The sequence below is a fragment of the Yinghuangia aomiensis genome (assembly GCF_039542225.1).
GTDB lineage: Bacteria > Actinomycetota > Actinomycetes > Streptomycetales > Streptomycetaceae > Yinghuangia > Yinghuangia aomiensis.
Map to the genome: position 1 here is coordinate 363,726 of NZ_BAABHS010000006.1, position 8,256 is coordinate 371,981.

At 72.0% G+C, this 8,256-nt stretch carries 8 protein-coding genes; 3 read left to right on the forward strand and 5 right to left on the reverse strand.

What is annotated here, in order from left to right:
* Positions 1–75 precede the first annotated feature (75 nt).
* Positions 76–468: a sigma factor gene (locus ABEA93_RS11025; protein ID WP_345675217.1), complete on the reverse strand. Its 393-nt coding sequence runs from the start codon at positions 466–468 to the stop codon at positions 76–78.
* 500 nt (positions 469–968) lie between these two features.
* Here ABEA93_RS11025 and ABEA93_RS11030 point away from each other — a divergent pair, with 500 nt between their 5' ends.
* Positions 969–1,781, forward strand: coding sequence for an MHYT domain-containing protein (locus tag ABEA93_RS11030; protein WP_345675218.1), 813 nt, complete (start codon positions 969–971; stop codon positions 1,779–1,781).
* A gap of 106 nt (positions 1,782–1,887) precedes the next feature.
* On the opposite strand, the gene ABEA93_RS11035 is transcribed toward ABEA93_RS11030, so the two are convergent.
* The 3 genes from ABEA93_RS11035 to ABEA93_RS11045 all read right to left on the reverse strand — a co-directional run bounded on the left by ABEA93_RS11035 (position 1,888) and on the right by ABEA93_RS11045 (position 4,529).
* A complete protein-coding gene (locus ABEA93_RS11035; RefSeq protein WP_345675219.1) occupies positions 1,888–2,706 on the reverse strand; it encodes a family 1 encapsulin nanocompartment shell protein in 819 nt (272 codons plus the stop codon).
* A gap of 128 nt (positions 2,707–2,834) precedes the next feature.
* Positions 2,835–3,911: a Dyp-type peroxidase gene (locus ABEA93_RS11040; RefSeq protein WP_345675220.1), complete on the reverse strand. Its 1,077-nt coding sequence runs from the start codon at positions 3,909–3,911 to the stop codon at positions 2,835–2,837.
* A 246-nt stretch (positions 3,912–4,157) separates the two neighbouring features.
* On the reverse strand, positions 4,158–4,529 hold the full coding sequence (locus ABEA93_RS11045) for a DUF488 domain-containing protein (RefSeq protein ID WP_345675221.1): 372 nt from the start codon (positions 4,527–4,529) through the stop codon (positions 4,158–4,160).
* A gap of 220 nt (positions 4,530–4,749) precedes the next feature.
* Between ABEA93_RS11045 and ABEA93_RS11050 the strand changes: the two genes are divergently transcribed.
* Positions 4,750–5,250, forward strand: a complete 501-nt coding sequence (locus ABEA93_RS11050; protein WP_345675222.1) for a methylglyoxal synthase — start codon at positions 4,750–4,752, stop codon at positions 5,248–5,250.
* A gap of 1,218 nt (positions 5,251–6,468) precedes the next feature.
* Here ABEA93_RS11050 and ABEA93_RS11055 read toward each other — a convergent pair.
* Positions 6,469–7,080, reverse strand: coding sequence for a pentapeptide repeat-containing protein (locus tag ABEA93_RS11055; protein ID WP_345675223.1), 612 nt, complete (start codon positions 7,078–7,080; stop codon positions 6,469–6,471).
* 1 nt (position 7,081) lies between these two features.
* Between ABEA93_RS11055 and ABEA93_RS11060 the strand changes: the two genes are divergently transcribed.
* The gene (locus tag ABEA93_RS11060) at positions 7,082–8,140 is read left to right on the forward strand and encodes an MsnO8 family LLM class oxidoreductase (RefSeq protein ID WP_345675224.1); all 1,059 of its coding nucleotides are present in this window, start codon (positions 7,082–7,084) and stop codon (positions 8,138–8,140) included.
* The last annotated feature ends 116 nt before the right edge of the window (positions 8,141–8,256 follow it).

Sequence of the window (8,256 nt, forward strand, 5' to 3'; positions counted from 1 at the left end):
GGGGGCGGAACCGTGGGCGCGGTCCCGGGGCACGGCGTGAGCCGCGGCCCCGGGGCTGTGTGCTTTTCGCGGTGCTTATGCGCTGAGCGGCCGGCTGGGATGGGTGTCCCGCCAGACCTCGCGCTGGGTGCGCAGCAGGTACGCGCCGAGGTCGACGCCGCGGCGCAACTGCGCGTAGGCGCGGTAGGCGCGGACGTAGGTCTCCTCGACGAGGGTCTCGGCGTCGGCGCGGTCGCCGTGCGTGAGGTGGAGGCCGACGGCGTAGAGCGTGTCGAGGTGGACCAGCGCTTCGTGTTCGAAGCGGCGGGTGAGGTCGGCGGGCTGCTCCGGAATCGCGGCCGCGGTACCGGGTGGCCCCGACTCCGGGCCGGGTCCGCGCGGATCCGCGGCATCGCGGCCGGGCGTGCCGACGGGCGTGCCCGAGTGCGGGGCCGACGGGCGGGCGGCGTCTTCGAGGCGGGTCGACATCGGGGGCTCCCGTGGTTGGCGAGGGGGTGGGCGGTGGCCGGCATGGGGTGAGCTGAGTTTCCTGGTCCTACCTTCCGATTTCCGGGTGGGCGGATCAACGGTGTTTTGGGGAATGCCGGGTGCCTGTGGCTTAACGATCGGATGGCAATCGACGGTGATGGCACGCATTCCGCATACGTTCGGCGCTGCGTTCGGCAGCGCGTTCCGCACTGCGCCCGCACTGCGCCCGCCCTGGGTCCCGCCCTGTGTCCCGCGCTGCATTCCGTATACGACGTAATACCGCCTAGTAATCGTCCCACCACACGCGCAGACCCCCGCACCATGGCGGGATTTCGCCTATGCCATCATCGACGCCGCGCAGTCGGCCTTCCGATTCCGCCCCGGCGCCGGGTGGGGTTCCCGACGTAACGCGCCCGGACGGAACGAGGCCTTGCCGAGCCCCTCCGCGGCCTGCACATCACGGCCGCCTCCTCCGCTCGTTCCGAAGGGAACCCCCCGCCATGGGGCACATCGACCACTTCTCCTCGGGTGCGCTCACACCCGTGCTCGCCTATGTGATGTCGTGCGTCGGCGCATCACTCGGCCTCCTGTGCACGTCCCGGGCCCGCGCGCTGACCGGCTGGGCCCGCGTCGCCTGGTTCACGCTCGCCGCGATCTCCATCGGCGGCACCGGCATCTGGGTCATGCACTTCGTCGCCATGCTCGGCTTCTCCGTCGAGGGCACGCCGATCCGCTACGACGTCCCGCAGACCGTGCTCAGCCTGCTGGTCTCCATCACCGTCGTGGCCGCGGGCCTGATCACCGCGGCGACCGGCAACGGCGGCTACCGGCGGCTCGCCGTCGGCGGCCTCCTGACCGGCTGCGGCGTCGCGGTCATGCACTACATGGGCATGTACGCGATGAACATGCACGGCCACCTGTCCTACGCCCCGGCCACCGTCGCCGCGTCCGTCGTCATCGCCGTGGTCGCCGCGACCGCCGCGCTCTGGTTCGCCCTCAACGTCCGCGGCCCGCTGGCCACGACCGGCGCCGCGCTGGTCATGGGCATCGCCGTGTGCGGCATGCACTACACCGGCATGGCCTCGCTGAGCGCGACCGTGCAGATGAGCACGGCGCCGGTCGCCGGTGCGCAGGCGAGCAACTTCATCGCGCCGCTGATCACCGGCATCAGCCTGTTCACGGTCATCACGCTGTTCGTCGTCGCGCTCTCCCCGACCGAGGACGAACTGCGCGAGGACGCCGACTTCGACGAACGCCTCGACCGGCTGTCCCGCGGCCGGCACGGCAGGCACGCCGGCACGTCGGGGCGGTGAGACGGAGCCGCCGGCCTGTCGGGCCGGCGGACTCCTGCGGCGTTCTTCGTTGCTTCGTGCTTCGTTCTTCGTGCTTCGTTCTTCGTTCTTCGTGCGGCGTTCTTGGCTACAGGGGCGTGGCCGAGGCGGTGAGGGCCACGGCGGCTTCCGGCGAGTACAGGGAGAACGTCAGCGACTCGGTGAGGTAGAGCCGTACCGTCGTCGCGTCGTGCGACTCGTAGCCGATCGACAGGTCCTGGCCCAGGTGCAGGGTGAAGTCGCCGCCGCGCGTCGACATCAGCACCGCGCCCTGCAGCGCGGGCGCCCACACGATCTCGCCGCCGCCGGCCAGCACCCGGGCGACGTGCTCGCGGACCGGATAACCGTGGTTGGACGTCTCGTTGACCGCCGTGTAGGCATCCGCGCCGAGGAGCAGCGCGTACGGCCCGCCCACACCCGCCAGGCGCAGCGCGGTGAGGCCGCGCGACACCGCGTCCGGGTAGTCCTCGACCCGCGGCGGCAGCGCCACCGCAGCGGTACTCGCGTCCGCGCGAATCCCCTCGATACCGACCGCGGCCCAGCCCTCGAACACGGCGCGGTCCTCGGCGAGCGCCATGGTGCGGGCCGCGTCCTTGACCGGCTGCCAGTCGGAGTCCGCGGAGCCGCGCAGCACGTCGTCGACGGCCTCCCGGTCCAGCTCGAACGGCACGCGCAGCTCCACCAGATGCTGCGCCTCGCGCCGCCGCGCCTGGACGCCGTCGCCGGGCGAGTCCAGTGCCGTGAGGTGCCCGGTGCCGACGGCGGCCAGCGCGGTCCCCGACGGCCCGTCCAGGTCGACGACGCGGCGCGCGGCCAGGTGCAGCGTGAACGTGCGCTTCGCCTCCTCCTCGATTTCGGCCCAGGCGGCCTCGGAGACGGGGGCCAATTCGCGGTGGAGGTTGTTCATCGGGGGTGCTCCTGTTCGGGCTTGCGGCTTGCGGCTTTCTGCTGGCGGGGGGTGGGGTTCGGTCCTCGGCCGGCGGCTTGGCTGCTGTTCCGGCTGCGATGGCTGCGGTGGCTGCGGTGGCTGCGGTGTCAGGCTTTGAGGCTGCCGATGCGGAGGGAGCCGGCGTGGGGGTCCGGGTCGGGCGCCGGTTCGGCCGTCGGTGCCGGGTCCGGCTCGGCACGGGTCGCGGGTGCCGGTTCCGTGGCGGCGCCGCTGCCGGCGGCCGGGTGGTCGGCGTCGAGCCACTCCTGCGACGGGACGAAGAACAATCCGCCGGTGACCGCGGTGGAGAAGTCCAGCAGGCGGTCGTGGATGCCGGGCGGGTCGCCGAGGAACATGTTGTCGATCATGCGTTCGGTGACCGACGGGGTGGCCGCGTAGCCGATGAAGTACGTCCCGAACTCGCCGCGGCCGAACGACCCGAAGGGCATGTTCCGGCGCACGATCTGCAGCTGGTTGCCGTCGTCGTCCTCGACGGTGTTGAGCGTGACGTGCGAGTCGGCGGGCTTCTCGTCGTCGTCGAGTTCGATGTCGGACAGCTTGGTCCGGCCGACGGCGCGTTCCTGGGCTTCGACGGTCAGGGCATTCCAGCCGGTGAGGTCGTGCAGGTACTTCTGCACGATGACGTAGCTGCCGCCCGCGAACTCGGGGTCGGTGTCGCCGACGATGGCGGCACGGTAGGCGGGGGAACCGACGGGGTTCTCCGTACCGTCGACGAAGCCGAGCAGGTCGCGGTCGTCGAAGTACTTGAACCCGTGCGTCTCGTCGACCACGGCGACGGCGCCTTCGAGGCGCGACATGAAGTGCGAGGCCAGCTCGAAGCACAGGTCCATGCGGTGCGCGCGGATGTGGAACAGGAGATCGCCCGGGGTGGACGGCGCCCGGTGGATCCGCCCGACGCGTTCTTGGAACGGGTGCAGCTCGGCGGGCCGCGGGCCGGCGAAGAGCCGGCCCCAGACGTCCGAGCCGATCCCCGTGCACACCGACAGCGCGGCCTCCGGCACCCGGAAACCGACGGAGCGCGTGAGCGCGGAGATCTCCGGCAGCAGATCCCGGACCTGCTGCTCGCCACCCGGCTCGACCGTCACCACGAGAAACACGGCCGCGCTGGTCAGGGGGGCCAGCGCGGGTTGGGGCTCGGGGAAGGGGGAGGGCGACGGGATCATGCGCGGGCTCCTGGGGGCCGGGGGTGCGTCGGGGGTCTGTTGGTCTGCGGGCGTGTGGGCGTGTGGGCCTGTGGGCGCGTGGCTTGTTGGCGGGTGGCTCGTGGTCTGGGAAGGGTGCCCCGCGGATGCGGGGGTGAATCCGGGACCAAGGGCCTGTATCGGTGGTTTACGCGCGCCGGTGGGCGGTCGTCGTTGGGCGGTCGCCGGTGGGCGGTCGTCCGCGTCGTCTCCCGATGAGGCGGGTCGCTATTCGAGGCGCTTGAGGAGGACGGAGAGGTAGCTGCCGTCGGGGTCCTTGACGGCGGTCAGGAGGGTGACGGGGCCGTGGGCGGCGGCGTCGCGCAGTCCGGCGATGGCGTCCTGCTGTGCGGGACCGCCGAGTTCGGCGTCGTAGCGCTTGGCGAACTCGGGGAAGCGCTTGTCGGGGTCGACGTGGAACCAGTTGCGGAGTTCGGTCGACGGGGCGACGTCCTTGGCCCAGTCGTCGAGGTGCGCCCGCTCCTTGCTGATGCCGCGCGGCCACAGCCGGTCGACCAGCACCCGCCGCCCACCGTCCTCCTCCACCGGGTCGTAGATCCGGCGGAGGCGGAACGGGGTGTTGGCACTCGATTTGCCCATGGGGCGCGGCTGCCCGTTGGTGGGGTGGGGGAAACCGGGGGTCGGACCGCCGGGGTGGTCATCTCGGGGACTGGTCCGGGACATCGACACGTCACACGGGTGGCCGATAATGCGTGGACCAGACCAGTGGGCGGGGCCGGTGGGGCCGGTCTTGTCCGTCCTGTCCGCACACTGCCGGATCGAACGCGGGCGACCGCGAGAAGAGAGTCAGAGAACCCGAATGACCCGAGACGCGCTGAGTTCCGCGGACCCGCTGGACGTCGCTCCGGCCGACAGTGCCGGCATAGCCGCCACCGAGGCCATGGGCATTGCGCTGGTCGCGCACGACAGTTGCAAACCGGACATGGTGGCGTGGGCGCTGGAGCACCGTGAGGTGCTCGCGCCGCACCGGTTGTACGCCACGGGCACCACCGGCGGCTTGGTCGCCGACGCGACGGGGCTTTCGATCGTGCGCTTCCGCAGCGGGCCGCTCGGTGGCGACCAGCAGGTCGGGGCGCGGATCGCCGAAGGCGACGTCGATCTGCTGATCTTCTTCTGGGACGCACTGACCGCGCAGCCTCACGAGCCCGACGTCCGGGCGTTGCTGCGCCTGGCCGTACTCGCGAACGTCCCGGTCGCATGCAACCGGTCGACCGCGGACTTGGTGATCACCTCCCCGCTGCTCGGCGGCGCGACGCGGGAACACGTGGACACCCGGCTGGCGGGCCGCGTCGCCTCCTGAGGCGACGAGCGGGGCGCCGCGCGTCCGTGACACGCAGCCCGGCCACGTAGGCGCCTCGGGCAGGCGGGCCGCGCAAGCCGGCCGGCCGCGCAGCGTTCACGGTGAGCCCAGGCAGCCCCCGTCACTGCCTGGACTCCCCCTGCGCGAGCCAAGCCTCAACCCACCTGCCTCGCACAGCACAACGCCCGCACCAGTCGGCCCGGGCAGCCCCCGTGGCTGCCCGGGCTCGCCTCGGAGCAGGCCACAGCACAGCTCCGGGGAATCTGACCCGCACCACCCGGCACCGCCCGGCCCAGGCGGCCCCCGTCGCCGCCCGGGCCGGTCGGCTCGGCCGGTTCGTCGCGTGGACGAACCGGCGCGGCGTTCGGCTGCGGCGCTGGGCGTCGGCAGCCGTTCGTCGACCGGTCAAGGAGCACCGGCCGCCCGGGGCACTCATGCACCCCCGTCGGGCATGTGTGTCGTGCGGCCTGGCTCCCTTTGTTCCGCCAACGATTGAGACGCGAAAAGGTCGCGCCCACCGACGGCGACGCGCTCGTCCGGGGGACCCGGCAGGCGCGAGACGTCGAACGCGCGGACGAAACCGCAGCACAGCCGAGCCCTCAACCAGCGCCCGTCACCCGTCGGTCACCACACCTCGCCCTGCAAACGCCGACACCACGCCCCGGTTACGGCCGGAAAGCAAGCAGGAGCACAAAAGCCTCGGCAGCGGGGCCAGCGACCTGCGCTCCGGCGCAGCATCCCGGCAAACCCGACAAATTCGACACTCCAGACCGTCCCCTCAGCGGTTGGGCGGGCCACTCGTGCTCGCGAGCGGGCGTCCCCCGGATTGCGCGTCATCACAGACCTGCCGACGCTTCAGGCGCAACGCCCCCACCGCCGAAGCCACGGCCCCGGGCCCCCGGCCCGCCACCCTCCGCGGCAGCCCGGGCAACCCGCGCTTCAGCACAGCACCCCGCACCGCCCGCACCACAGTCCGGCCGCGGCGACGCTCAGCGTGTGCGCCCGGGCAACCAGTCGCAGCCCGCCCCCTCAACACCACCCACAACGGGCAACACCGCAAAACCTCACCGTGACCGCGACGCCACAGCGCCCACACCCCCGCCCTGGCCGGCGGCGCCGCCCGACCCCAACGCCGGATCAGAGCCCCACACAGCCAACGCCCCCCAAACCCGGCCACGCAGCCCCCACCCGACACTCCCGCTCCTCCTCCCCCTCCCCCTATCCCACCCGCATCCCCAACCCCACCGCGATAACCGCCGCCTGCTCCACCCCGATCAACGCCCCCCGCAGGTCCACCGTCAGCGGCTCCAGGGAACTCAGGTCGCTCCCCCGCAGGTCCGCATCCGTGAACTGGGCGCCGCGGAGCTGCGCCCCGGACAGGTCGCAGCCCGTGACCGCGGCCTTCGTGAAGACCGCCTCACCGAGGTCCGCCTCGCGGAGCCTCACCCCGTCGAAGGTGGACTGCTTCAGTTCCGCGCCGGCCAGCCCCACGAACGACCAGTCGCCGCCGTCCACCTCGAACGCGGCGAACGAGCAGCGGGTGAACTGGCTGCCCATCAGCTTGCAGTCGGTGAACTGCACGTCGAAGAAGGTGCAGTTGCGGAACGTGCAGTTCGTGAACGCCGCACCGGTGTGCCGGGAGGCGTTGAACATCACGTTGGCGAACGTGCAGCCGGCGAAGACGGCGCCGTCGTCGACGACCTCCGTCCAGTCGCAGTCGATGAACGAACAGTCGCGGAAGGTGCGCCCGGACAGGTCGCGGGCGTACCAGTCCTCCCCCGTGTAGACCTCGTCGCGGGAATCCTCCGGCGTGTCATCTGTTGTCGTCATCATGACCTCGCTGTTGCGCACCACACCGTTCTCGGTCCTCGATCGGTCGCGGACCCGGCGCGGCGAACCTTATCCCCGGGCGCTGGCGTCGACGGTCGCGTTCGCCCGGAAGGCCGAAGCGTGGGGGTACCGCCGGTTCTGGGTGTCGGAGCATCACGGGGTGCCGGGGGTCGCGGGATCGGCGCCGACGGTGTTGGCCGCGGCGGTGGCGGCAGCCACGGAGACGATCCGGGTGGGCACCGGCGGCGTGATGCTGCCGAACCACCGGCCGATGGTGGTGGCGGAGCAGTTCGGCGTGCTGGAGAGCCTGTTTCCGGGGCGGATCGACATGGGGCTCGGGCGCTCGGTGGGGTTCACCGACGGGATCCGGCGGGCGCTCGGCCACGGCAAGGACGCGGCGGCCGGATTCTCCGCGCAACTCGACGAACTGCTGGGATTTTTCACGGGTGATCAGGTGGTGTACCCGGACGTCCACGCTCGCCCGGCCGAGGGCCTGCGTCCCGCGCCGTTCGTGCTCGCGACCAAAGACGGCGCCGAGATCGCGGCGCGGGCGGGCCTGCCGCTGGTCATCGCGCCGCTCGGCGGCGACGACGAGCGGCTGCTGCGCTCGATCGAGGCGTACCGCACCGGCTTCAGGCCGTCGCCGTGGGCCGACGTGCCCTACGTCGTCGTGGCGGGAACGGTGGCGGTCGCGGAGACCGACGCCGCCGCCGAGGAGCTGCTGGTCCCCGAGGCCTGGTCGGCGGCGTATTCGCGGACGCACGGGGTGTTCCCGCCGCTGGTGCCCGCGGCCGAGGTGCGCGGCCTGGCGATGACCGACCGGGAGCGGACCTACTTCGCCGACGCCCTCCGCGGCCAGATCCGCGGCACCGCCGACCGGGTCGAGGAGGAACTGGGCGCGATGCTGGGCCGCACCGGCGCCGACGAGTTCCTGGTGACCACGAGCACCTATGACCGCGACGCGCTGGACGACTCCTTCGCCCGCCTCGCCGCCCTGACCACGGCAACGGCAACGGCAACGGCAATAGCACCGGCACCGGCACCGGTCACCACCTCCTAATGATGTTGTCAAGCCGCTGCTGTGACCGGGAGTCCGCGTTGGAAGCACTGTCCGTCGCGAATCAGCGCCCACAGGACGTTGACTCTCCGGCGAGCCAGGGCCAGGACAGCCTGGGT

Bases quoted from the DNA above. Each gene is read 5' to 3' on its own strand.
- ABEA93_RS11050 (WP_345675222.1), top strand. From the start codon at position 4,750: ATGACCCGAGACGCGCTGAGTTCCGCGGACCCGCTGGACGTCGCTCCG.
- ABEA93_RS11030 (WP_345675218.1), top strand. From the start codon at position 969: ATGGGGCACATCGACCACTTCTCCTCGGGTGCGCTCACACCCGTGCTC.
- ABEA93_RS11060 (WP_345675224.1), top strand. From the start codon at position 7,082: ATGACCTCGCTGTTGCGCACCACACCGTTCTCGGTCCTCGATCGGTCG.
- ABEA93_RS11040 (WP_345675220.1), bottom strand. From the start codon at position 3,911: ATGATCCCGTCGCCCTCCCCCTTCCCCGAGCCCCAACCCGCGCTGGCC.
- ABEA93_RS11045 (WP_345675221.1), bottom strand. From the start codon at position 4,529: ATGGGCAAATCGAGTGCCAACACCCCGTTCCGCCTCCGCCGGATCTAC.
- ABEA93_RS11055 (WP_345675223.1), bottom strand. From the start codon at position 7,080: ATGACGACAACAGATGACACGCCGGAGGATTCCCGCGACGAGGTCTAC.
- ABEA93_RS11035 (WP_345675219.1), bottom strand. From the start codon at position 2,706: ATGAACAACCTCCACCGCGAATTGGCCCCCGTCTCCGAGGCCGCCTGG.
- ABEA93_RS11025 (WP_345675217.1), bottom strand. From the start codon at position 468: ATGTCGACCCGCCTCGAAGACGCCGCCCGCCCGTCGGCCCCGCACTCG.